At 37.9% G+C, this 25505-nt stretch carries 18 protein-coding genes and 3 pseudogenes; 17 read left to right on the top strand and 4 right to left on the bottom strand.

Annotation, left to right across the window (positions count from 1 at the left end; translation table 11 throughout):
• Positions 1 to 259: 259 nt before the first annotated feature.
• Positions 260 to 2455 (top strand): heavy metal translocating P-type ATPase, encoded by a 2196-nt coding sequence (locus FLP15_RS10725; protein ID WP_142767110.1) that lies wholly within the window; start codon positions 260 to 262, stop codon positions 2453 to 2455.
• Here FLP15_RS10725 and FLP15_RS12820 read toward each other — a convergent pair.
• Both FLP15_RS12820 and FLP15_RS10720 read right to left on the bottom strand, forming a co-directional pair.
• Positions 2452 to 2607, bottom strand: a complete 156-nt coding sequence (locus FLP15_RS12820; RefSeq protein ID WP_190288298.1) for a hypothetical protein — start codon at positions 2605 to 2607, stop codon at positions 2452 to 2454. The two genes, FLP15_RS10725 and FLP15_RS12820, sit on opposite strands and share 4 nt — an antisense overlap.
• Positions 2604 to 5248, bottom strand: a pseudogene (locus tag FLP15_RS10720) (YfhO family protein). The gene FLP15_RS12820 and the pseudogene FLP15_RS10720 overlap by 4 nt, the downstream one beginning before the upstream one ends.
• A gap of 605 nt (positions 5249 to 5853) precedes the next feature.
• Here FLP15_RS10720 and FLP15_RS13315 point away from each other — a divergent pair.
• A pseudogene (locus tag FLP15_RS13315) lies at positions 5854 to 6018 on the top strand (peptidoglycan amidohydrolase family protein); the annotation flags it as partial.
• Between the two features lie 85 nt (positions 6019 to 6103).
• Positions 6104 to 6718 carry a hypothetical protein gene (locus tag FLP15_RS13310; RefSeq protein WP_223804639.1) on the top strand — a complete coding sequence of 205 codons (615 nt, stop codon included), beginning with the start codon at positions 6104 to 6106 and terminating at the stop codon, positions 6716 to 6718.
• Positions 6719 to 6860: 142 nt separating this feature from the next.
• Here FLP15_RS13310 and FLP15_RS10705 read toward each other — a convergent pair whose 3' ends face one another.
• Positions 6861 to 7637: a DUF4931 domain-containing protein gene (locus FLP15_RS10705; protein ID WP_142767109.1), complete on the bottom strand. Its 777-nt coding sequence runs from the start codon at positions 7635 to 7637 to the stop codon at positions 6861 to 6863.
• 400 nt (positions 7638 to 8037) lie between these two features.
• On the opposite strand from FLP15_RS10705, the gene mnmA reads away from it, so the two are divergent.
• The 12 genes and pseudogenes from mnmA to FLP15_RS10645 all read left to right on the top strand — a co-directional run bounded on the left by mnmA (position 8038) and on the right by FLP15_RS10645 (position 21707).
• Positions 8038 to 9159: a tRNA 2-thiouridine(34) synthase MnmA gene (mnmA, locus tag FLP15_RS10700; protein WP_142767108.1), complete on the top strand. Its 1122-nt coding sequence runs from the start codon at positions 8038 to 8040 to the stop codon at positions 9157 to 9159.
• Between the two features lie 207 nt (positions 9160 to 9366).
• Entirely contained in the window at positions 9367 to 9915 is a 549-nt protein-coding gene (locus tag FLP15_RS10695; protein WP_142767107.1) for a hypothetical protein, read from the top strand.
• A 159-nt stretch (positions 9916 to 10074) separates the two neighbouring features.
• Positions 10075 to 11301: a 30S ribosomal protein S1 gene (gene rpsA / locus FLP15_RS10690; RefSeq protein ID WP_142767106.1), complete on the top strand. Its 1227-nt coding sequence runs from the start codon at positions 10075 to 10077 to the stop codon at positions 11299 to 11301.
• A gap of 86 nt (positions 11302 to 11387) precedes the next feature.
• Positions 11388 to 13195 (top strand): annotated as a pseudogene (gene uvrC / locus FLP15_RS10685) (excinuclease ABC subunit UvrC).
• A 408-nt stretch (positions 13196 to 13603) separates the two neighbouring features.
• The gene (mutY, locus tag FLP15_RS10680; protein WP_142767105.1) at positions 13604 to 14689 is read left to right on the top strand and encodes an A/G-specific adenine glycosylase; all 1086 of its coding nucleotides are present in this window, start codon (positions 13604 to 13606) and stop codon (positions 14687 to 14689) included.
• Positions 14690 to 14759: 70 nt separating this feature from the next.
• The gene (locus tag FLP15_RS10675; protein WP_142767104.1) at positions 14760 to 15029 is read left to right on the top strand and encodes a (4Fe-4S)-binding protein; all 270 of its coding nucleotides are present in this window, start codon (positions 14760 to 14762) and stop codon (positions 15027 to 15029) included.
• Between the two features lies 1 nt (position 15030).
• Positions 15031 to 15306: a GNAT family N-acetyltransferase gene (locus tag FLP15_RS10670; protein WP_142767103.1), complete on the top strand. Its 276-nt coding sequence runs from the start codon at positions 15031 to 15033 to the stop codon at positions 15304 to 15306.
• A gap of 402 nt (positions 15307 to 15708) precedes the next feature.
• The gene (gene pepV, locus FLP15_RS10665) at positions 15709 to 17115 is read left to right on the top strand and encodes a dipeptidase PepV (RefSeq protein WP_142767102.1); all 1407 of its coding nucleotides are present in this window, start codon (positions 15709 to 15711) and stop codon (positions 17113 to 17115) included.
• Positions 17116 to 17193: 78 nt separating this feature from the next.
• Entirely contained in the window at positions 17194 to 17556 is a 363-nt protein-coding gene (gene acpS, locus FLP15_RS10660) for a holo-ACP synthase (protein WP_142767101.1), read from the top strand.
• A 443-nt stretch (positions 17557 to 17999) separates the two neighbouring features.
• On the top strand, positions 18000 to 19103 hold the full coding sequence (alr, locus tag FLP15_RS10655) for an alanine racemase (RefSeq protein WP_142767100.1): 1104 nt from the start codon (positions 18000 to 18002) through the stop codon (positions 19101 to 19103).
• Between the two features lie 715 nt (positions 19104 to 19818).
• Positions 19819 to 20247 carry a Spx/MgsR family RNA polymerase-binding regulatory protein gene (locus FLP15_RS10650; protein WP_142767099.1) on the top strand — a complete coding sequence of 143 codons (429 nt, stop codon included), beginning with the start codon at positions 19819 to 19821 and terminating at the stop codon, positions 20245 to 20247.
• Between the two features lie 152 nt (positions 20248 to 20399).
• A complete protein-coding gene (locus FLP15_RS10645) occupies positions 20400 to 21707 on the top strand; it encodes a dihydrolipoyl dehydrogenase family protein (protein ID WP_142767098.1) in 1308 nt (435 codons plus the stop codon).
• Positions 21708 to 21794: 87 nt separating this feature from the next.
• Here FLP15_RS10645 and FLP15_RS10640 read toward each other — a convergent pair whose 3' ends face one another.
• Positions 21795 to 23867, bottom strand: coding sequence for a copper-translocating P-type ATPase (locus FLP15_RS10640; RefSeq protein WP_142767097.1), 2073 nt, complete (start codon positions 23865 to 23867; stop codon positions 21795 to 21797).
• Positions 23868 to 24472: 605 nt separating this feature from the next.
• Between FLP15_RS10640 and FLP15_RS10635 the strand changes: the two genes are divergently transcribed.
• Positions 24473 to 25318: a bifunctional methylenetetrahydrofolate dehydrogenase/methenyltetrahydrofolate cyclohydrolase gene (locus FLP15_RS10635; protein WP_142767096.1), complete on the top strand. Its 846-nt coding sequence runs from the start codon at positions 24473 to 24475 to the stop codon at positions 25316 to 25318.
• Positions 25315 to 25497, top strand: a complete 183-nt coding sequence (locus FLP15_RS10630; RefSeq protein ID WP_142767095.1) for a hypothetical protein — start codon at positions 25315 to 25317, stop codon at positions 25495 to 25497. The genes FLP15_RS10635 and FLP15_RS10630 overlap by 4 nt, the downstream gene beginning before the upstream one ends.
• Positions 25498 to 25505: the final 8 nt, after the last annotated feature.

Raw genomic sequence — 25505 nt, 5'->3', positions numbered from 1 at the left:
ACTTTTGTCACTTTGACAGAGGTGATTTTTGTATTTGGATAAAGTTAGGGCTTGTGTTTTTTGAGCATTTGAAAAAGCGGTGAGTTTGTGCTTGACAATGTTTGTTTACAAGTGTAAACTATGGTTATAACGAAAGCAAGCGTATGCGAAGTTAAATATTAATTAGTTTTTCTGATACTGGTTAGGCTCTATGAGAAGAATTTTTGAAGAAAGGAATTGGGTTCACTAATGTAAAGTGTTGTGAATTCAGGTTTATGAGATGAGAAGTCAGAGTTTCGTTATTACAGGAATGACTTGTGCAAATTGTGTTAACACGGTTTCAAAGGCGCTGAATGCTTCAGAGAAAGTTACTGAGGCAACAGTAAATTTGGCAACAGAGAAAGCAAAAGTGGTTGCTGATGAATCAATGTCTGATGCAGAAATCATTGCTTTAGTTGAAAAAGCTGGGTATGGGGCGATTGTAAATGATAAAGCGCATCAAGAAAAAATTGCTCAAGAGGTGGCTAGAAAAGCGAGAAATCTGCGTTATTCTTTCTGGGGAGCAGTCGTTTTGACTTTGCCACTGGTGATTGCCATGTTTGCTTCAATATTTGGACTTCATGACTTGGTTTGGGTCATGTTTTTGCACAATCCGGTGTTACAATTTATTTTGGCTACACCTGTGCAATTTATTGTGGGAAGTCGCTTTTATATTGGTGCTTATCATGCGCTACGAAATAAGTCAGCAAATATGGATGTTTTGGTTGCGCTAGGAACATCTGTTGCTTATTTTTCAAGTTTGATTTTGGCTGTGTTTATGGGACAGGAAAATGCATTGAACTTTGAGTCTTCGATGGTAATTATTACTTTAGTGGTGATGGGAAAACTCCTTGAGCAAAATGCTAAAGAAAAAACAAGTTCTGCTATCACTGGGCTGATGTCTACGCGTTCAAAACTTGTGCATACAATGGATGGAGACCTTGAAATTGAACAGGTCAAAACTGGTAATGTTATCAAAATACTTCCAGGTGAGAAAGTGCCACTGGATGCAATGATTTTGTCGGGGAAAGCTTCTTTTGATGAAAGTCATTTGACGGGAGAGTCGTTGCCTGTTGTGAAAGCAGATGATGATGTGCTTTTTGAAGGTGCAATTAATCTGGATGGTGAGATTAAAGCTGTTGTTGTGCATGATTTGAATGATTCGACAATCTCTAGAATGGTAGAGATGATGAGCGAGGCACAAGGTTCTAAACCAAATATTCAAAAATTGGCGGATAAAATTTCGGGAATTTTTGTGCCAATCGTACTTGGAATTGCTCTGATGGCTTTTATCGCAACTTGGTTGATAGGTGGCGTGTTGTTGACAGCGATTATGCATTCGGTAGCGGTTTTGGTGATTGCGTGTCCATGTGCTTTGGGGTTAGCGACTCCAACAGCGATTATTTCCGGAACGGGCTTGGCGGCTAAGAATGGTTTATTGATAAAAAATACAAATGCTTTGGAGCTTGCAGGAATGATTGGAACAGTGTTTTTTGATAAAACGGGTACAATTACGACTGGAGATTTTGAATTAACCGATTTTAAAGTGTCATCAGCTACTGACGGAAGTTTTGTCAGTACTGACAGAAATTTAAAAACTTTCGTCAGTGAAACTTCTTACGATTTGAGTGGTAATGATGCTTTCAAAATCCTTGCAAGTCTTGAAGCACATTCTAATCATCCGTTAGCGCAATCCATTCAATTTGATGGAGAATTGTATGAGTTGTCAGCGCTGACAGAAATCGCTGGACGAGGTTTGTCAGCAGAAATTGCTGGTCAAAAATATTTTGCAGGTAATGACAAGTTAATGAATGATTTGAATTTAACGATTCCTTTTGAAACGGATGATACAGTGATTTATCTAGCGAATGAAACGCAGCTGCTTGCTGTTGCAACATTTGCCTCTACTGTAAAAACAGAGAGTGTAGCTGTCATTGATAGACTTCGCAAGCAAGGATTAAAAACTGTGATGCTGACAGGGGATAATGAGGTGTCAGCTCATAAAATTCAAGAAATTGTAAAACTTGATGAAGTGAGTGCAGGATTGTCACCAGAGCAAAAAGCAGAAATTGTGCAAAAAACACCACAATCTATGATGGTTGGTGATGGAATCAATGATGCGATTGCGCTGTCTTCGGCAACTATTGGGATGGCGATGGCTACAGGATCTGACATTGCGATGGAAGCAGGAGATGTGACAGTTATTGGTGGTCAGCTTCACAAATTGTTATCATTTTTTGAAGTAGCAAAAAGAACGATGATGAAGATTAAGCAAAATTATTTTTGGGCTTTTGTCTATAATATCATTGGAATTCCACTGGCGGCTTTGGGTTTATTAAATCCAATGCTTGCGGCTGCCGCGATGAGCTTATCCTCTGTTTCTGTGATTTTGAATTCATTGTTACTGACTAAAGTAAAAATAAAAAGTGTTGATTAATCAACACTTTTCTTATTGTATAATTCTGGATTCAATAACCCACCTTTATTGAATTTGACTTCAATAGACTTGGTTTTTAATGAGTAACTTATAGGGATAGCGAGAACAACGCAGATACCGAGTACGGCTGGAATAAGTGATTTAGTTTTCATCTTTTTGAACCTCCTGATTTTCTGTTTTTCTTAGCGATACGGTCATAAGTTATAAATAACAAAATTCCGCTGATAAAGCAAATAATACCTACTTTCAAGCCTTGTGGGAAAAAGCGTAAAGTTAAGCTATGGGTTCCAGCGGGAACATGGATTTTACTGAAGCCATTTTGCGCTCTGGTAATGCTGATTGTTTTACCGTCGAGTTGAGCAGTCCAACCCTTATCATAAGGAAGGGTAAGGAAAATGTCACCAGCTTCTTTTTCAGAATAAGCTAATTTTGCACCATTTTTAATGAGTTGTACTTGTGGGCTATGTGCTTTTAATTTATTCATTTCGCTTGTGTAGAGTTGTGTATTTAAGCTCCAAAATGACGTCGTATCAAAGCTGACTTGCGAATTTTCTGGGAATGAAAGTGTCACTTTGAGTGGAGTAGAATTTGAGAAAGCACCTAAATTGAAAAAGCGACCAGTATCATTTGTGCCAACGTAATAATTTGCCAAAGAGTGTGTTACACCTTGGCTACTTGAGCTGATGTTAATCATCGTATTTGTTGCGGAATCACTGATATAGCTGATATTTGGAACAGACAGATAAATTTGACTATGAGCGGGTGCAGTAATGCCATAAGTGACCGAGACATCTGTTGCAGTCGATGTTTTCTTGCGCGTCAGGGTGACTGAGTTACTATATCCTGTGATTTTATCATCTGTATGCTCACTTGTCGTGTAAAATTCTTTAAAAATAGATGATTTTGTTTTTGTCAGTGCTGACAGAAAGTTGGTTTGATTTTTTATAATGTCTGATGTTTGATCAGAAGTTGAAAGTTGGGCATCTTTGAAACCGCCTGGAACGAAAATTCCAAGGCTTTGTGCCAAGCGATTCTTTGTAAGTGCTGACAAGTTTTTGTCAGTAGAAACAAGAGAAAATCCATATTTATCGGGCTGAAATTGATTGATGTTATAAGTAACACCAAACAGAGAATCCATTAAGAGCGTGTTACCAGGGTAGCGCAGGTTTAAAAAAGTATCATCAGTGTGAAAACCGAGTTCCCGCATGACTCTACTAGAATTGCTATTTCTCACTGATGAAAATTGTGAGATGGCATTAAATCCATACTTCATGCCATCATTGGCGGTATCTGGTGTTGTGTTATCTGCTCTGGCGAATGTTGTTCCGGTCAGATTCTGGATTTCTTTAGCAATCGGATTGAGGAGTTTGACCTGAGTGTTGTAGTATTCGCGACTAGCAAAATTCCATTCTTTTTGAACACCTTGAATCTGATATAAACTGTTAATACCACTTTCGATAATCATAAAAATTGAGAGAATAATAACAAACAGATGAGAAGGAATCCAATTTCTAATGGAACTCATAGATAAGATAAAATAAGCTAATCCAAAGAGAAAAGTCAAAAGGACAGGGCTAGATTCAAGGTATTTATAGTTGCCAAACATAACTGTGGCAAGAAAGCCTACTGACAGAAAAGTTGTCAGTAAAATAACGTGCCAAGTTTTAAATTCATGCCATCTGACAAGGCTTTCTAAAGCCATCAGTACAATAATCAGACTGAACAAAAATGCATATCTGTGCAAAAACATATTGGGAGAGTGCATTCCTTGCCAAAATAAATCTAAAACTTGTAAGTAAAAAGAGGCAATAAGGAATACAATAATCCCAAGATAAGCCAGCTTTGTTTTAAACTGTACTGAACGCGTAAAAAAGAAGAGAATAGCAAGCGCAAATGGCATCATACCAACATAAATCATTGGTACAGCAGAAAATTGAGTCGTATCATAAGAACCAACAAAGTTCTTAGCAAAAATGTCTAATGGATGAGAATTATCTGTGAAAGTTCCTGCCAGCACTGATAGGGCGTCAGAATTATTTGCCTTTAAATCAAGATACATTGGCAGTAACATGATAAGGCTAGAAAAGCCTGCTAATCCCGATGTAATCACAAAATCAAAGGTCTTTTTCCAAGACCATTTTGCTAGGTTGCGAGCCGAGAAATAAAGAACAAGGAAGAGCGCAACCATAAATCCAAAATAATAATTTTGAATGAATAAAATGAGAAGTGTGACAAAATATAACCACCGATGACCAGTATCCATCATTCGATGTAATCCCCAAATGACTAGAGGAGCAAGATGAAAACATCTAGCCACATGATAATTTCAAGTTGTGAAGTTAAAAAACTCATCAGCGCAAAGGAAGTGCTGACAGCAACTACTATTATTACTGACAGCTTTTTATACATATTTTTGAAACTGACAAAAGCTGATAAACCAATAAAACCAAATTTTAAAAGGGTAATCAGATATAAAGCATCTGGCATATTATGAACATTAAAGAAAAATGTGAGGGGCATGAAAAAACTCCCCATATAATAGGCGGAAAAAGCATAAAGATTTAATCCTAGCCCGCTCGTGAAGGTATATAAAAATCCTTGCGTACCACCAGAATGTAGAATATTTCGATAAAGAGAATGAATGGCGACATACTGATGATAAGCATCTCCAGCCAAAATAGACCTTCCACTGCCCCAGTAAATTCCAGTCATAGCAAGTGTTGCTGCCATTAGTAGAATTGGAAGAACGAAACTTGCAAGCAGTGCCCATTTATTATTTTTGATAAACTTCATGTTTATATTATACCAAAATCATTTTTATCAATGCTTAAGAAGCCATCTTTTACGAGAGAATGATGATATATTAGTTGCTATGATATTTTGATTTGCATAACATTATGGAAATTAGGAGGATTCTGATGGTATAGGTATAACATATGTTGAATGGTCTTTCATGAAACCCTAAAACAAGTTTAGGGAATTGATATTACATTTTATCAAAGCAAGTGTGTGCTAACACCCCTACCTAGGTATAACAACTAGCATATCCATAAGTTGCTAAAACAACAACGGCTATCCTGTCTTAGGTAGGGGATGAAGCAGCTGTCCATCCTCGCTAAGGTGCTACGTGCTTCGCACGCCGTTCTGCGAACGGTCTACGCAACTTCGTTGCTACGCTGTCCGTTTGCTTAGCTGCTAAAGCAGCAAGAGCAAAAGGCAAAGCACCTAGTCGGAATGGCAAGCTTCGAATTTCGTCCGACTGCCATAGGGCGTTGGCGCTTTTAGCGCCTAGACTTCTTGGACAAGGTGACCTCATATCGAAGATGTGAGGTTGTACCTTAAATTTAGTGGTGAGTCGAAACTCCCACTGAATAAGTCTTGACTTCATTCCATCTCATTACTCTCAAAGCTATTACCGCTCTCAAACTACAGCCAGAACTGGTTGGCTAAACGTTTGTTGTGATGATGGTACATCTATAGCTGGCTTTGATGGTTGGGCAGGTATGTTTGGCGAACCACTTGACCGACTCCAACTTGGAATTTCAGAGGAAAATCCATTTTAGGTTTCAATATTTGCTAAAGTGAAAAAGTATCCAGAACCCTTTATTTTGCTGAATGCTTCTCATATTATTATGATAAAATAAAAACATGAAAAAATTACTCCTAACAATATTGACAACAATAGCCGTATTCTCACTTATATCGTGTACAAAAAACTCCAACCATTCAGAAGAGAAAAACTCTGCATCAGCTCAAAGTAGCCAACAAAAAAGCTCATCTCAAACAAAAACTAAAGTACCAGAAAGTACCAACCAACAAAACGAGACAACTTCTAGTGGCTTAACACTTTTTGCTGGATATTCTACTTCTCAAATTGAGTATGCAAGAGTCACGGAGACTTTGCTTGCTTATTATCATCAGAGTTTCCAGCCAGTTTCGATTACTGTCATTAAAAATGGATCAAACCATGCTGTCTTTTCCTATCCTGGCTCGATTACTCAACCTGAAACTACGGTCACTCTATCTTATAGCTCCGATGGTACGATGGCCGGCACGACAATTGTCACTTACAGCTCCAACCATGACGGCTCTATTAACTTTTACAAAAATCCCAATCACTATCAAGACCCGCGGTATTTGAATGACGCTGCGTGGGTTAAGAGTGAATCGAAAAAATTACTTGCTACCACTCAGACGTTAGAAATTCCAACTACTTTTGATGAAAAAGCAGCTCAGATTATTTCTAAAATTACGATAGAATAGAGGGATAAAATTGAAAAAATACTGACAGATTTCTGTCAGTATTTTTTTTATGATTGATAAGAAATATTCACATCACTTGTAAGTCAATAATCAATTAAGCCAGTAAAAAATCCTGTCAGTTACTGACAGAACTGTCAATCTCCTATTTCAATCTTATTTTAATTTCATCAGCGATTTCTTCAAGTTTTTCTAATTTATTGACCTGAGCAATCTTATAACCGATAAAATAGGGAGAAGTAATAAAGCGAGGAACGATTTTACAAATATACTTTCCGTTAAAATGATGGAAAAATAGATTATAAGAATCACATCGACCATCCATATAGTCCGTCATCAAATAACTTGTGATTTCATGCACGCTATCCGCAAGTTTTTCAACATTCTCAAGTTCTGAAATGATGACATTAAACTCAACAAAGCCCATGACAGGACGAGTAGACAAGGTCACAGCCAACCCATTTTTCTTTATCTCAATCCCTTCAAAATGTTCAGGAGAGATTTGTTCATAGCCATCTAACTCATGCAATCCAACCACCTGTAAATGCGGATGCCGCAAAGTCCCACCAGAATGTGGACCAAAATTCTTGAACATCAATACAGAGCGGAAATCGCCAGATTTAATCATTTCATCCCAACACTCAAAAGCGAAACGAAAAACTTCCCGATTTTCACTTAAAGAGTAAGTCGAAACATCTCCTAAATGTTTATCAGATTCGATAATCACAGTCATCAAAGCCTTCTCAATCGTCGGAAATTTATTTTTCAACCAAATTTTGTTGTGATCTATTCGTAAAATATCAGTAAGCTGCTCTACGTCGCAAAAAGGGCAATAATTTGTCGGAGGTAAAATTGTCTCAACCCGCTTTTTGGCGCCAATAGCAGTATTAAAAATTAAAGGATTTTCAGTATGTTCAATCATAAAATTATTATACCATACCCTAACTCAAAGGAGCGTAGAGTCAATTGGTTTAACTTAGCAAGTGTGTGCTATCTTCGCCCTTTTGGGCTACGCTGTCCATCCTCGCTACGGCACGAACGTGCCTAGTCGAAGTAGCAAGCTCTGCTTTCGTTCTATTTAACATTGGTGGGAACCCACCAATGAAGTAATCACTTCAATGGCTAGACTTTGAACAGATTGACGTTCCCTATCCACTCACTTAAAGAATAATTTTTGAAGTGAACATATTTACAATTTTCCTAAAATCAATTATAATTAATCAGTTACCTATTAACTTCAGCCTTCAACTGAAAGTTACCACAAAAGTCAGCCTTCAACTGATATTTTGTAAAATCAAAATAGAAAGAGATGGTGAAATTTAATGGATAACAGTAAAACTCGTGTCGTCGTCGGAATGTCAGGCGGCGTGGACAGCTCAGTCACAGCACTGCTTCTCAAAGAACAAGGCTATGATGTCATCGGAGTCTTCATGAAAAATTGGGACGATACCGATGAGAATGGTGTTTGTACGGCAACAGAGGACTACAAAGATGTAGCAGCAGTGGCCGACCAAATCGGAATTCCCTACTATTCTGTCAATTTTGAAAAAGAATATTGGGACCGTGTTTTCGAATATTTCCTTGCCGAATATCGTGCAGGGCGCACGCCAAATCCAGATGTCATGTGCAACAAAGAAATCAAGTTTAAAGCTTTCCTTGATTATGCGATGGACCTTGGCGCCGATTATGTAGCGACGGGGCACTACGCGCAAGTTCACACAGACGAAGACGGCACGGTTCATATGCTCAGAGGAGCGGATAATAATAAAGACCAAACCTATTTTTTAAGTCAACTTTCACAAGAACAACTTAAAAAAACAATGTTTCCCTTGGGACATTTAGAAAAGCCTGAAGTTCGCAAAATAGCAGAAAAAGCAGGACTTGCAACAGCTAAAAAGAAAGACTCCACAGGGATTTGCTTTATTGGTGAAAAAAACTTCAAAGAATTTTTGACCAATTACCTCCCAGCGACAAGCGGAAAAATGATGACACTTGACGGTGTTGAAATGGGAACGCACGCAGGCTTGATGTATTATACTATTGGGCAACGTGGTGGCTTGGGGATTGGTGGACAACACGGCCAATTAACTTCTGACCCATGGTTTGTTGTCGGAAAAGATCTCTCAACAAATACTCTCTATGTTGGACAAGGCTTTCATCACGAACACCTTTATTCAACAAGTTTAGAAGCAAGTAACCTCAGTTTCACACATGAAATGCCAGAAAAATTTGATATTCACTGCACAGCAAAATTCCGCTATCGCCAAGCAGATACAGGTGTGACTATTCACGTTAACGGTGATAAAGTTACTGTTGAATTTGATGGACCAGTACGCGCAATCACTCCTGGTCAAGCCGTTGTATTTTACGATGGAGCAGAGTGTCTCGGTGGGGCTATGATTGATTTTGCCTACAAAGACAGTAAAGTAATGCAATACCAATAAATCAAAAGAATAAAATCCGAAGTTCTAAAGGCTTCGGATTTTTTGACGCTTTAATGAAGTCGAGACTAAATTCAAGGCTTACCATCCTCGCTAAGCGGAGATAGCACTTGTTTTGATAAAAACTCTAAAAGATTTTATTAGGAAATCAAAAATGATGATGTTATAATTATTTTATAATTTATTTCTAATGTTAAAGGAAAGTAAATAATGAAAATAATAGTAAAAATCATTTTAATGATAGGACTAATAGTGATGATTCCGAGCGTTTTAGGAGTTGTTGTAAATAATAAACAAACCAAAAAAGTAGAAAGTTCTTCTCATAATCCTCTCATCCATAGAGTTGATTACACAGATGATGAGATTCGAGAATTAGAATACAAACAATTAGAAAATGGTAATTATTCAGCTTTACAAGGGGTTTGGAAAAATGATGCGAAAAAAACGCTCTCTGGATTGACGGTAGATGGGGGAATACTTCTTGTAAAAGAAAGGCGATATTTCTTAAGTTTTGGTGGTCGAACGGTGGAAGATATCCCTTATTTGAAAACGCAATCTGAAAACTCCCATCGCAACACTGCTCAGCTCTATTTTTATCCCAAGGGAGTGGTTATTCCAGTGAGAACCAAGACAGGTGAGATTGACTATTCTGGTTCACATGATCCAAGTGACCAAACCAGAGATAGACTATTATTTTCGCAAACAATATTAAGCGAAGAAGAATTAAAAGATAACGTATGTTATCGCAAAGAATTGTAGATTTTTGCCCTATTTTCAATAGGAGAAAAATCATAATATACTTATTATAATAAAATTTACAATAAAATAAGGAAAATGCTTTCCCTATGCGATTTTTTATGTTATAATACTTCATAAGGCTGTGTGCCAGCCAAATTGTTGGAGGAATTTTTTTTACAAATGAACGAATTTGAAACACTATTAAACAGCGTTGGAGACGTTAAAGTACGCGACGTCGTTAAGGGCGAAATCCTTACAGTTGAAAACGGGCAAGCAACTGTTGCTATCGTAGGAACTGGTGTCGAAGGTGTCCTTACACTTCGCGAAATCACTAACGACCGCGATGCTGATATCAATACATTCGTTAAACCTGGTGATGTTCTTGACTTACTCGTAATTAAACAAATCGTTGGTAAAGAAGCAGAGGGTGCAAACGTATATCTCCTTTCATTGAAACGTCTTGAAGCTCGTAAAGCTTGGACTCAATTGGAAGGCAAAGAAGGCGAAATTGTAACAGTTAAAGTTACTAAAGACGTTAAAGGCGGACTTTCAGTAGATTATAACGGTGTACGTGGATTTATCCCTGCATCTATGATTGACACTTACTTTGTAAAAGACACTAAGAAATTTGTCGGCGAAGAAATTGAAGCTAAAATCATCGAAGTTAACGCTTCAGAAAACCGTTTCATCCTTAGCCGTCGTGCTGTAGTTGAAGCTGAAGCAATCGAAGCTCGTAAAGAAGCTTTTGCACAACTTCAAGAAGGTGATATCGTTGAAGGTACCGTTTCACGCGTAACTAACTTTGGTGCCTTTGTTGACCTTGGTGGTATTGATGGATTGGTTCACGTTTCTGAATTGAGCCATAGCCGTATCAAACGCCCATCAGATGCAGTTAAACCTGGTGATGTTGTTAACGTTAAAATTTTGAAACTTGATCCAGAAGCTGGTCGTCTTTCACTTTCACTTAAAGCTACTCAACCTGGACCATGGGAACAAGTTGAAGAAAAAGCTCCAGTTGGTTCAACTGTTGAAGGTACTGTTAAACGCTTGACTGATTTCGGTGCATTCGTTGAACTTTATCCAGGTGTTGAAGGACTTGTTCACGTTTCACAAATTTCTTGGGAACGCGTTGAAAATCCAAAAGACGTTCTTAAAGTTGGTCAAGTTGTGAACGTAAAAGTTCTTGACGTGAAACCTGAAGAAGAACGTATCTCACTTTCTATCAAAGCACTTGAAGAAGCACCAGCTCGTCCAGCTCGTAATAACGACAATGACGGTGAAAAACGTGAACGCAAACCACGCGCACCACGTAAAGCGGCTAAACCTTCATATGAATTGCCAGAAACACAAGAAGGCTTCTCACTTGCTGACTTCCTCGGCGAAGACTTCGATATTAACGATTTGTAATAAAAAGTTTAAAAATATCCTCAAGAAGACGCGAGAGCGTCTTTTTTTGTATCGCTAAACTGGACAAATTTGATATAATAGATTCTATGAATCAAACGATAAAAGCAAAATTGGAACTATTGCCTGATAGTCCAGGTTGTTATTTACATAAAGATAAAAATGGAACGGTCATTTATGTTGGTAAGGCTAAAAATCTTAAAAATAGAGTACGGTCGTATTTTCATGGCTCACATAATACAAAGACAGAATTATTAGTTTCTGAGATTGAAGATTTAGAGTGGATTGTAGTTGGCTCCAATATTGAATCACTAGTGCTTGAAATCAATCTTATACAACGTTATAAACCTAAGTATAATATTATGCTTAAGGATGACAAGTACTATCCTTTTTTGAAAATCACTAATGAAAAATATCCTCGGTTAATTGTTGTACGACGAGTGCAGAAGGATGGTGCAACTTATTTTGGACCTTATCCGGATGTTAAGGCGGCAAATGAAGTTAAACGTTTGCTAGACAGAATTTTTCCATTTCGAAAATGCGGATTAAATGAGAAAAAAGTATGTTTTTATTTTCATATTCATCAATGTCTTTGTCCTGTAGTAAATCATGTGAATCCACAAGTGTATAAGGATATGACACAGGAAGTCAAAGAATTTTTGACGGGCGATGACAAGAAAATTATAAATGAACTTGAAGAGAAAATGCTCACTGCATCGGGTAAAATGGAGTTTGAGCAAGCCGCTGAATATCGAGATGTTATCAAGTCAATTGGAACATTGAGAACGAAGCAACGTGTGATGAATCATGACCTTAAAGACCGCGATGTCTTTGGCTACTATGTAGATAAAGGGTGGATGTGTGTGCAAGTCTTTTTTGTCAGACAGGGTAAACTCATTCAGCGCGATGTTAATATGTTTCCATATTACAATGATGCCGAAGAAGATTTTCTAACTTATATTGGTCAGTTTTACCAAGAAAATAACCATATGCTACCAAAAGAAGTTTTTATTCCTAAAAATATTGATAAGGAATCAGTTGAGGCAGTAGTTGCTGCAAAAATTATCCAGCCAAGTCGGGGCGAGAAGAAACAGCTGGTCAATATGGCCACAAAAAATGCACAAACACAATTACAATTGAAATTTGATGTTGCTGAGCGTGATATTTTGAAAACAACTGGTGCGGTAGAAAATCTAGGAAAAATTCTTGGTATTCCGAAGCCTAGAAGAATCGAAAGTTTTGATAATTCCAATATTATGGGACTTCGCCTGTTTCCGCAATGGTGGTATTTATTGATGGAAAGCCCTCTAAGAAGGATTATCGAAAGTATAAGATTAAAACAGTGGTCGGTGCAGACGACTATGCTTCTATGCGAGAAGTGATGACACGTAGATATAGTCGTGCTTTGCGTGAAGGAACAGAACTTCCTGATTTAATTGCGATGGATGGAGGGAGCGGTCAAGTTAATATTGCTAAACAAGTTTTACGAGAGTTGGGCTTGGAGCAAATTCCTGTTGCTGGGATGCAGAAAAATGACAAGCACCAAACAAGTGAATTGCTTTTTGGAGATCCACTTATGGTAGTTCCTTTATCTCGACAATCGCAGGAGTTTTTCCTTTTGACTCGAATTCAAGATGAAGTTCACCGCTTTGCGATAACTTTTCATAGACAACTCCGTGGTAAAAATACTTTTTCTAGTAGATTAGACGGAATTGCAGGACTTGGTCCAAAACGTAAACAGAAATTGTTAATGAATTTTAAAAATTTAAAGGCAATTGAAGAAGCAACAGTACAGGAAGTAGCAGAAGCTGGCGTACCTTATGAAGTTGCAGAGCGAGTAAAGAGCACTTTGGCAAATAGCATGAAAGATACTGAAACTCCTATTAGCAACCAATGAAGTCAAGATTTATTGAAGTAATTATGTGCTATTCTCCACCCTTTCGGGTTACGCTGTCGATGCACCACGGGTATCCATTCGCTCTAAACACAGCTAAAGCAGCAAGGCGAAATGGTTCGCTACGATGCTACGTGCTTCGCACACCGTTCTGCGAACGGTCTACGCAACTTCGTTGCTCCGCTGTCCGTTTGCTTAGCAAGCAAAGCTTGCAAGAGCAAAAGGCAAAGCACCTAGTCGCAGTGGCAACCGACTAGGTGAAACAACTAGCATATCCGTAAGCGCTGAAGCGCCAACGGCTATCCTATAAAGTCGAAGTTCAAATCGCAATCCAGCAAAGTTGGCAAGACGAAAATGAAAATCAGCTTGGAAAGCTGATTTTTTATTAAAAGATTTGTTATAATTAACTTTATGAATCTGTCAGAAAAAAATATAAAAAAGTTTAATGAGAATTTGTTAGCTTGGTATGATGAAAATAAAAAGCCATTACCTTGGCGAGAAACGACAAATCCTTATAATATCTGGATTTCTGAGATAATGTCACAACAAACACAAGTAGAAACTGTGATGCCTTATTATGAACGTTTTATGAAAAAATATCCAGATGTAGCCACTCTTGCAGTAGCTGATGATGCAGAGTTATTGAAGCTCTGGGAGGGCTTAGGATATTATTCAAGGGCGAGAAATCTAAAGCTGGCAGCACAGCAGATTATGACAGAGCTTGAGGGAATATTTCCATCAGTACTGACAGATATTCTGTCATTGAAAGGCGTTGGACCATACACAGCAGCTGCGATTGCTTCTATTTCGTTTAGCTTGGCAGAACCTGCAATTGATGGTAATTTGATGCGAGTAACAAGTCGTCTTTTTGAGCTGACAGATGATATTTCTAAAAGTGGTTCGCGGAAAATTTTTGATCAGCATTTACGAAAATTAATCAGTGCTGACAGACCAGGTGATTTTAATCAAGCGTTGATGGATTTGGGCTCAAAAGTTTGCACGCCTAAAGTTGCGAAATGTGAAGTGTGCCCGATTAGAATTTATTGTGAAGCCTATGCACACGGCACTCCTTTAAATTTTCCAGTGAAAACAAAAAAGCTGAAGCAAAAAGATTTGTACTTTGTAGCCGTTGCATTGCAAAATTCTTTAGGAGAGTATTATTTAGAAAAGCGCCCTGCGACGGGTCTGCTTGCTGATATGTGGACATTTCCTTTGTCAGTACTGACAGAAAATGAATTTGGGCAAGTCATTACTGATGGAGCTGTCAGTAAACTTCCAGACTTACCAGAAACGATTTCCAAAACAGAATATATCGGAAATTTTACGCATATTTTTTCTCATCAGAAATGGCATATTGCAATAATGAAAGCAGTACCTGAAGAAAAATTTGAAGTCGCAGAAAATTTTCTGTCAGCAGATAAAATGTGGCTGACAGATTTGTCAGCAATTCCTCTTGCTGGACCGCAGATCAAAATGTTTGAGATTTTGGGGAAATAACTTTTGTTGATAAATGTGCATTGCAAAGTTCACCAAATTAGTCTAAAATGTGAAGAAGGAGGTGTAATCTATGGATGGAACTCTTTTGAAGAACCAAAAAGTAACAGAGGAAGAATTGATTGCAGGAGGATATAAAAAATATTCAGGAGAAGATATTGATATTTTTTATAATCAGTCAGTCTGTCAGCATGCAGGATTCTGTGTCAGAGGCTCGGCGGATGTCTATGAGGTAGGACGAAGACCTTGGATTATTGCGGATAATGAAACAGCTCAGCGTAATGCAGAAATTATAAACACCTGCCCAAGTGGTGCACTAAAATTTATCAGAAAGGATGACTAAGATGGAATTTAAAGAGGAAAAACATCGATTTGTTCTATTGGATGGAACAAAAGAAATCGGAGAAATGACTTGGTTAGATCGTGATTCTTATTTCATTGTGAACCATACTTTAGTTGATTCTGATTACAGAGGACAAGGTTTAGCTGGAAAGCTTGTGGAAAAAGGGGTTGAAAAGGCACGACGTGAGGGAAGAAAACTCTATCCGTTATGCCCATTTGCCTTAAAAGAGTTTGATAGTAAGCCTGAATATTCTGATGTTCGCCAGTTTGAACTTTAAGCTAAGATAGTCTAACTTTATCGAAGTAAGTGCGGCTAAATTCAGTGGTGAGTTGCCCTTTTATCAGTCGCATTGACTTTTGCTCTTACATTTCGTCTTGCCAGTTTAGTTGCTAAAGCAGCAAGAGCAAAAGGCATTGGCTGTAAGGCGCTAAAGTGCCGATGAACTTTTGTCCTCCTAAAGTTAAAAGAATAGTGCCAACGCTAAATGGCAATCAAACGGACAGCGTATCGCAACGAAGATAGCGACTAGAGAAAATGGACAAATGTTTTATGAAACTCCCACTGAATAAGTCTTGACTTTATTGGTAACAGTGTTGTTAGTTAAACAAGATACAAGAAAGTCAGACGAAAGTCTGATTTTTTGGTATAATTTAAAATATATTAATTCCAAGGAGAAAATATGACAACGATTGATTTTACAGCTGAAGTTGAAAAACGTAAAGATGCATTGATGGCAGATTTATTTAGCCTTTTGCGCATTAATTCTGCAATGGATATGGAACATGCAGATGCGGAAAATCCATTTGGTCCTGGACCACGTAAAGCGCTTGATGCTTTTCTTGAAATCGCTGAGCGCGATGGTTATAAAACAAAAAACTATGACAACTATGTAGGACATTTTGAATACGGTGAGGGGGATGAAACTCTCGGCATCATTGGTCACTTAGACGTTGTTCCCGCAGGTTCTGGCTGGGATTCAGACCCCTTTGAACCAGAAATTCGTGAGGGAAATCTTTATGCGCGTGGCGCTTCAGATGACAAAGGACCAACGGTTGCTTGCTATTATGCGCTTAATATTTTAAAAGAGCTGAATGTTTCATTATCCAAAAAAATCCGTTTTATTGTCGGAACCAATGAAGAAACAGGTTGGGCAGATATGGATTATTACTTTGAACACTGTGAATTACCATTGCCTGATTTTGGCTTCTCACCAGATGCAGAATTTCCAATCATCAACGGTGAAAAGGGAAATATCACAGAATATCTTCATTTTGCAGGAAAAAATGCAGGTTCAGTTGTTCTTCACAGCTTTAAGGCAGGACTTGCTGAAAATATGGTACCAGAATCTGCAACAGCAGTTATTTCGGGAGCAAAAAATCTTCAAGCAGCTCTTGAAAAATTTGTTGCTGAACATGCAGATAAAAACCTTCGCTTTGATTTGAATGAAGAGGATGGAAAAGCAACCATTACAATCTATGGGAAGTCCGCTCACGGTGCGATGCCAGAAAAAGGGGTTAATGGTGCAACCTACCTTACATTATTCTTGAACCAATTTGACTTTGCTGACGGTGCTGCAGCATTTATCAAAGTAGGTAGTGAAAAATTACTTGAAGACCATGAAGGTGAAAAACTTGGCATTGCTTATGTTGATGACCTTATGGGTAACACATCAATGAATGCTGGCGTTTGGTCATTTGACGAAGCAACAGAAGGAAAAATTGCTTTGAACTTCCGCTTCCCACAGGGCAATAGTCCAGAACGTATGCAAGAAATTCTGCAAAAACTTGATGGTGTCGTAGAAGTTGAGTTGTCTAAACATTTGCACACACCTCACTATGTTCCAATGTCAGACCCACTTGTATCAACTTTGATTGATGTTTATGAAAAACATACAGGACTTAAAGGGTACGAAACAATTATCGGTGGAGGAACATTTGGACGACTCCTTGAACGTGGTGTTGCATATGGCGCAATGTTTGAAGGAGAACAGGATACAATGCACCAAGCCAATGAATTTAAACCAGTAGAAAACATCTTCAAGGCTGCCGCAATTTATGCTGAGGCTATCTACGAATTAGCTAAATGAGTCAAATTTGCGAAAAAGTAGAGTCTCTGAATAGATTCGATAGATTAGAAATAAATTGTTGTAAGAAGGGGTATTGATATGATTTTTGGGAATGGCGTAGATAATGTCGAGTTAACCAGAATTCAGAAAGCCCTAGAACATTCAGAGCGTTTTGTAGAACAAGTTTTGACAGCATCAGAATTAGAGAAATTTAAAAGTTTTAATTCCACAAATCGTAAGACAGAGTTTCTTGCAGGAAGGTGGGCAGCTAAAGAGGCCTACTCAAAAGCATACGGTACAGGAATTAGCAAACAACTCGGAATGCATGATTTGGAGATTCAAAATGATGAACTTGGGAAACCTTATTTTTCCAAACATCCTTTTAGTGGAGAAGTTCATTTATCCATTTCTCACAGTAGTCTAGAGGCTGTTGCTTTTGTAGTTTTAGAAAAAAATGAGTAAAGTGGCGAAAATCGTCACTTTCACTTATATTCTTTGGAAGAATATGTGCTAGAGCAACAAGACGAAGGAATTAGTAAGTCTATAGAAGATTACTTTTATAATATGATGCTCAAAAAGCAGTTGTAAAATAATAACAATTTACTAAAAAGTTAAGATTTTTTATACTAGATAATTTTAAAATGGACCTGTCCATTTTATTAGTCGTTCTGAATTAGCGCGCCTTTTTCTCTTATGGCTTTAGCAGCTTTAGAGCGAATGGATACCTGTGGTGTGTAACGAACATAGACCATTCGTAGAACGATGCACCGAGTATAGCGTGTTCTGGTACATTTTTTGTATCAGGATAGGTGTGAGGAACCATGAATCATTGGCATTTTCCACAATAGTTTAGTTAGCTACGGTAAATTTAGTATAGATGTGACAGCGTGAAAGTAGGTAATTTTATGAAATCTTCACCACATCGTCATACACCAGCAGTGATTGACTTAGCGGCGATTCAAAATAATATCAAAAAGTTTCGGAAACATATAGGGACTCATCCAGAAATATGGGGAGTAGTTAAAGCTAATGCCTATGGTCACGGTTCAATTCCTGTTTCACAAGCAATTCATGATTTAGTTGATGGTTTTTGTGTTTCAAATTTAGATGAAGCAATTGAGCTTCGGAATCATTTAATCACTAAGCCAATTTTGGTGTTGTCAGGTATTGTTCCAGATAATGTTGATATTGCAGCGAGCTTGAATATTACTCTGACTGCTCCGAGCCTAGAGTGGCTACAATTAATTGTGAAAGAAAAAGCTGATTTTTCGACTCTAAAACTTCATATTGCGGTTGACTCAGGAATGGGTAGAATTGGTGTTCGAGATGCTAAAGAAGCGAATGATATGATAGCGTTGGCGGATAAATATCATATTCAATTTGATGGGGTGTTTACGCATTTTGCAACAGCAGACGAAGCAGACGATACAAAATTTAATGAACAAAAAATGAAATTTGATAAGATTGTTTCAAATCTATCAAGACGCCCTCATTATGTTCATTCGACTAATACAGCCTCAGCGTTGTGGCATACAAATCAGGTACAAGATATTGAGCGTTTAGGTGTTTCGATGTATGGACTAAACCCGAGTGGTACAACTTTAGAACTTCCGTTTGAGTTGGAAGCTGCTTTTTCTTTGAAATCTGAACTCACACATATCAAAGAGATTCATGCTGGTGATACTTTAGGTTATGGTGCAACCTACCGTGCAACTGAAAATACTTGGATTGGTACAGTGTCGATAGGTTACGCTGATGGTTGGACACGTGATATGCAAGGATTCCATGTCTTAGTTGATGGTAAATTCTGTGAGATAGTAGGTCGAGTTTCAATGGATCAAATGATGATTAAATTGGATAAGAGTTATTCTATTGGGACTCCTGTTACGCTGATTGGACGTGATGGTGATAATGAAATCACAGCACAAGACATTGCTGCATGGCGGAAAACAATTAATTATGAAGTCTTATGCTTACTCTCTGATCGCATTCATCGGGTATATAAGTAATAGAGAGGGCTCGTTACATTATTGGTTGACTAATATTTAAAAGTTTTATGTGCAAAAATAAATTGAAGTGATTATTTCATTGGTGGGGGATTTTTTTCCCCCACCAATGTTAGGGCACAACCTCACATCAAAGATATGAGGTCACCCTGTCCCTGAAGTCTATCTCGCTTTGCTCCGCTGTCGATTTCGCTAAGTTGCTAAAGCAACAAGCTCAAATCGCAATCGCTAAAGCGCTAAGGTCGTAGGGCAGTAGAACAAAAGCAGAGCTTGCTACTTCGCCTTATCGCTTTGCCTTTTGCTCTTACTGCTTTAGCAGTTAGCTTCGCATGACCATTGGCTGTAAGGCACTAAAGTGCCAACGCCAAATGGCAATCAAACGGACAGCGGAGCAACGAAGTTGCGTAGACCGTTCGTAGAACGGCGTGCAGAGCACGTAGCGATTTGCGACTTCGACTAGGCACGTTCGTGCCGTAGCGAGAATCGACAGCGCAGTGAAACGGAGATAGAGCAAATGGACAGCGTAGCCCAAAGGGTGGAGATAGCACGCACTTGCTAAGTTAAAAAGACTGAATAGTTTCAGTCTTTTTTCTTATAGATTATTTTTAGATTAAATGCTAATTTTTATCTAATAAAAGTATTTACAAATCTTATATTTATGTTAGAATATAATTAAGAACGAATGAGAAAATAATGAAAAGTAAATGAGGTAGTTCTTATGATAAAAATTTATACTGTAGTAGCATGTAGTTCATGTAAAAAAGCAAAAGAATGGCTAGAAAGTCATCGCATGGAGTATCAGGAAGTAAATTTATTAACAGATACAATTAGCAAAGAGGATTTTCTGGAGATTCTATCTCTAACAGAAGGGGGAACGGAGGACATTATTTCTAAGAGAAGTAGAGCTTACCATCGCCTGAATATTGATTTTGAAAATATTATGCTTAATGATTTAATTGAGGTTATGGATGAAAATCGCACATTGTTGCGCCGTCCATTGATTGTTGATGATAAAAGACTTCAAGTTGGTTATAATGAAGATGAGATTAGAAAATTCTTACCAAGAGAAATCAGACAGGTAGAAATTAAAGTGGCGACAGAAAGAGTCCGTGAATATGAGTTAGAACAATTAAAAAATGAAGGATAGAAAATTCAGCGGGCAACACCGCTGTTTTTTTATTTGAGAATAAATATTACTGCAAGCAGAATATTTTTAAAATAAGCATAAAAAAAGTAAAATGAGCAAGAGATGTTAATTTGTTAATAAAAGAATAAAATTGAAAATGGAGGAGCGAAAGGATGTTTGATTATATTATTATTGGAGCTGGGCCTGGTGGACTTGGATTGGCTTATTCTCTTAACAATGGTAAAAGGAAAGTTGCAATCATTGAAAATGATAAATGGGGTGGAACTTGCCCCAATTATGGATGTGACCCTACAAAAGTGATGATGGCGGTTGTTGAAGCAAAAGCTCGGGTTGAAAATCTAAAAAATCAAGGTATTACAGGGGAGTTGAGCTTAGATTGGAAAGGCATTCGAGGGAGAAAACTTGCAATTACAGACCCACTTGAAGAAAAAACGCTCGCTGGTTTGCAAAAATCAGGGATTACTACGCTCTATGGCACGGCAAGTTTCACCACTACTGGCGAAATACAAGTGGCAGATAAAGTTTATAAAGCTAGAAATTATATTATCGCGACAGGAACTCGACCTCGTCAATTAGATATTGTTGGTAAGGAATTTCTGAAAACAAGCAATGATTTTCTGGCACTTGAGGAAATGCCTCGAAAAGTAACATTTATTGGTGCAGGGTCAGTTTCTCTAGAACTTGCCCAAATTGCTCACGCGACAGGAGCGGAAGTGACTGTTATTGCATCAGGGGATTTGGAAATCGGTCATTTTGACAAAGAAATCGGAGAAGTTTTTCTCAATCAACTCAAGGCTGAAGGAATTGTTTTTAAAGAAAATATCAACATCAGCAAAGTTGAGAAAAGTATTGACGGCTTTGTCATTACTGACAAAAATGGTCATCAGTTACTGACAGACCTTGTCATTGCTGGAGTGGGACGGGTAGCAAATGTTGATTTACTTAATCTTGAAGCAGTAGGTGTTGGGGCGGATCAATCGGGAGTATTTGTTGATGAATATCTACAAACAAGTCACCCACAAATCTATGCACTTGGCGATGTCATTTCAAAAAAGCAAGGCCATTTTACTCCTGTTTCGGATTTTGAAGGGCGTTATCTTGGAGAAAATTTGGTCAGTACTGACAGACAGCCTATCGACTATCCTGTGATTCCAGCAGTTATTTTTGGTGCTACTAAACTTGCGCAAGTTGGGCAATTAGAAGGCGAAGGTATTAAGTTGAAGTCGTTTGATTTGTCATCATGGTACACTTATAAACGAATAAATGACCCTGTGGCGAAAATGAAAGTGGCTGTCAATGATGCGAACGAAATTGTTGGGGCTGTGACAGTAAGTTCAGTTGCTGACGAGGTCATTAATTTATTGATGATTTTGATTCAACAGAAAATTAATTTGTTAGAATTTGATAAAATGATATCAGCTTATCCAACTGTTGCTAGTGATTTAGGTTATTTCTATTGAAAATACCGTTTTATTAGTAATAAAAAATTCTGTCAGTATACTGACAGAGTTTTTTTTGATTCATAAGTGTACTGACAGAAAATTTTATCATCTGTCAGTCGTTTTTTTATCATATTTTAAACCCATAGCATTGATAGAAACGATGACGGTCGAAGCAGACATCAATACGGCTGCAATCAAAGGATCAATGTAGAGTCCCGTAAATGGGTAGATAATCCCGGCAGCAATTGGAATAGCTATGATATTGTAGCCAGCTCCAAACCAAAGATTTTGTTTCATTTTTCTGAGCATTTTCTTAGAAATATTAATCATATCTAAAACATCACTAGGATTAGAGTTGACGAGCACAACATCGGCTGTAGCAATTGCGACAGAGGTTCCAGCTCCAATTGCAAAACCAATGTCTGCAGTAGCAAGAGCAGGAGAATCATTGACACCGTCACCAATGAAAAGGACACCGCCTTTCTTTTGATATTCTTTCACTAAGTTTGCTTTATCTTCGGGATTTAATTCGGCACGAAATTCTGGAATATTTAGGTTTCTGGCAACTTTTTCAGCAGTAGCTTGATTATCACCAGTCAGCATCACGGGTATAATCCCCTGCGCAAGAAGCCCTGCAATAAAAGCTTTAGCATCATTTTTAGGTGAATCTCCTAAAGCGATAAAACCGAGGACATTTTTTTCTTCGTCAATCAAGAAAGAAAGGGTTAAACCAAGATTTAGAGATTCAATGACGCGTGTGTCATCAAACTTAAGCTGTTGTTTACGCAGGTATTTAAGATTGACAATCTCATAACTTTTACTCAAAATTTGTCCGGATAGACCAACTCCAGGTATATTTTGAACATTTTCAGCCGGAAGCAGTGGCAAATCTTTAGCAGATTTCACGATAGATAAGGCAATCGGATGAGTGGAACTTTGTTCTAAAGTAGCCATTAGTTGTAAAATATCTGTATTTCCAGTAAAATCAACAATCTTTCTTACTCTGAACTGACCATCAGTCAAAGTTCCTGTTTTATCCATCAATGCATATTTAATACTACTGATTTGTTCAAGGGAAGTACGATTTTGAATTAATAAACCATTTTTGGCAGAAATACTTGTCAAACGCGATACTACAAGTGGAACTGCAAGTCCGAGAGCATGGGGACAAGCAATAACAAAGACGGAAACTGCAAGAAGCAAAGCAAAACTGAAACTAGAAGTCATCGCCCAAAAAACAAATGAAATAATCCCAACACTCAAGGCAGCATAGAAAAGATAACCAGCTACTTTGTCTGCCATATTTTCAAGATTAGATTTTTGCGATTGGGCATTTTTTACAAGTTCAGCAACTTGATTGAGGAAGCTATCTTTTCCGATTGTTGTGACAGTCATTTCAAATGGGATATTTTGATTGAGTGAACCACCATAGATAGGGTCATTAGGCTTTTTATTTACTGCACGACTTTCACCCGTAATCATTGATTCATCAACATTTGCAGAATCTAAAATCAAACCATCAGCAGGGATTTTCTCATTTTCTTTGACTAAAAGTGTATCGCCGACTTGTAGCTCAGAAATATCTATATCTTTTCCGCTTTTTAGATGGGCTTTTTTGGGAATAAGGCTAGCAAGGTCTTTTAATGCATCACCCGCTCCCATGACTGCTTTCATCTCAATCAAATGTCCAATGAGCATGATAACAATCAAAGTGGAAAGCTCAAACCAAAAATTCATTGCCATTCCACCGGTTAGACTGATGATTGTAGCATAAACGGAATAGGCGTAAGCAACAGTGATACCCATTGTGATGAGCATCATCATAGCAGGCTTATGACTTTTAAGCTCACCTTTTGCACCGCTGAAAAAAGGAGTACCAGAGTAAGAAAAGATTGCCGTCCCAAGAATGAGCTGTACTATCTCACTTCCAGAGAATTTCAAGATTGTAAAGCCAGCAATTGGAGAGATAAGGAGTAGTGGAATCATAAGGATAATTGCAACTTTTAATTTTAAAGACATATTTCCCATATGCATCATGTGTCCACCATGATTCATCATATCCATGTCATGTGGCTGATTCATATGGATTATATCGTGATGCTCAGGCTGAACTTGGTGTGAACTGGACATGGATATATGCTCTTCATGTTCCAAGTGTGAATGGTGTTTTTCTAACATTTTATTCCTCCTTTTACACTATTAACTCGTTAGATCGAAGATTTATTTATAATTAAAGTTTACACTTGTAAATGATAAAAGTCAAGTCTATATGATTTTATATTTTATCAAAGCAAGTGCGTGCTATCTCCGCTTTGCTAGGCTGTCCGTTTGCTTAACTGCTAAAGCAGTAAGAGCAAAAGGCAAAGCACCTAGTCGGAATGGCAATCTTTGAATTTCGTCCGACTGCCCTAGCGCTTAGACTTCAGGGACAAGACCACTTCGCCTTGCGACTTTATAGGATAGCCGTTTACGCTAAAGCAGCAACGGATATGCTAGTTGTTTCATCTAGTCTCTTGCGATTTGAACTTGCCACTTTAGTGGCTTAGTGAAATCGGCAGCGTAGCAAAGCGGAGATAGAGCGAATGAACAGCGTAGCGCAGCGAAGATATCGACGACTAGAGAAAATGGACAAATGTTCTACGAAACTCCCACTGAATAAGCCCTGACTTTATTTAGCATTTATCAAATAGACTCAATTAAATTTACGAACAATCAAATTTAAAGTAAGAAATATTATAAAAGGATAAAGGAGAAGCAACTCAGCTTATGATATAATGAATAATATGAAATTGATAGATGGAAAAGCGCTCGCTGCAAAAATGCAAGCAGAGTTGAAAGTTAGAGTTGAAAAATTAAAAGCTTCTGGAATTATTCCAGGATTAATCGTGATTTTAGTTGGGGAAAATCCTGCAAGCCAAATCTATGTAAGAAATAAAGAACGTCAAGCAACAGCGATAGGTATGAAGTCCAGTGTGCTTCGGTTGCCTGAGGAAATAGAAGAAATTGAATTATTAAATTTGATTGAAACGTTAAATAATGATAATACTTGGCACGGTATTTTAGTTCAACTTCCTCTACCTGCACATATTTCAGAAGAAAAAGTCCTACTTGCGATTACTCCTGAAAAGGATGTAGATGGTTTTCATCCAATGAACATGGGGCGACTTTGGTCAGGAAATCCTTTGATGATTCCATCAACTCCAGCTGGGATTATGGAGATGTTTCGAGAGTATCATGTTGAGTTATCTGGTAAGCAAGCGGTTGTAGTTGGACGTTCAAATATCGTTGGAAAGCCTATGGCTCAACTTCTTATGATGGCAGATGCGACTGTAACAATCGCACATTCTAGGACAAAAAACTTATCAGAACTCACAAGGCAAGCGGATATTCTAGTAGTTGCCATTGGTCAAGATCGTTTCATAGGTAGGAATGACGTTAAAGAAGGCGCAGTTGTCATTGATGTTGGAATGAATCGGGATGAGAATGGAAAATTACATGGCGATGTCGATTTTGAGCAAGTCAAAGATATTGTGAGCTTGATTACACCGGTTCCTGGTGGAGTAGGACCCATGACGATTACGATGCTAATGGAACAGACATTGAGAGCAGCAGAGAGAAAATTAAAATGACATTAGAAACAATTTTATGGTTTATCGCCCCCTTAGCTGTACTTGTTGCTTGGGTGTATTACACAAAAGAGCGTTTTTCAAGTAGCGATTTTGCTCATAAAGCAATTTATGTTGCGGGTTATGTATTATTGGTAATTTGGTTTGGGCTAGCAGTGGTTTGGACTTTACCAACTATGTGAACGAGCAA

This window comes from Lactococcus protaetiae (assembly GCF_006965445.1).
Classification (GTDB): domain Bacteria; phylum Bacillota; class Bacilli; order Lactobacillales; family Streptococcaceae; genus Lactococcus; species Lactococcus protaetiae.
This window is presented reverse-complemented; position numbering and strand designations above follow the sequence as displayed.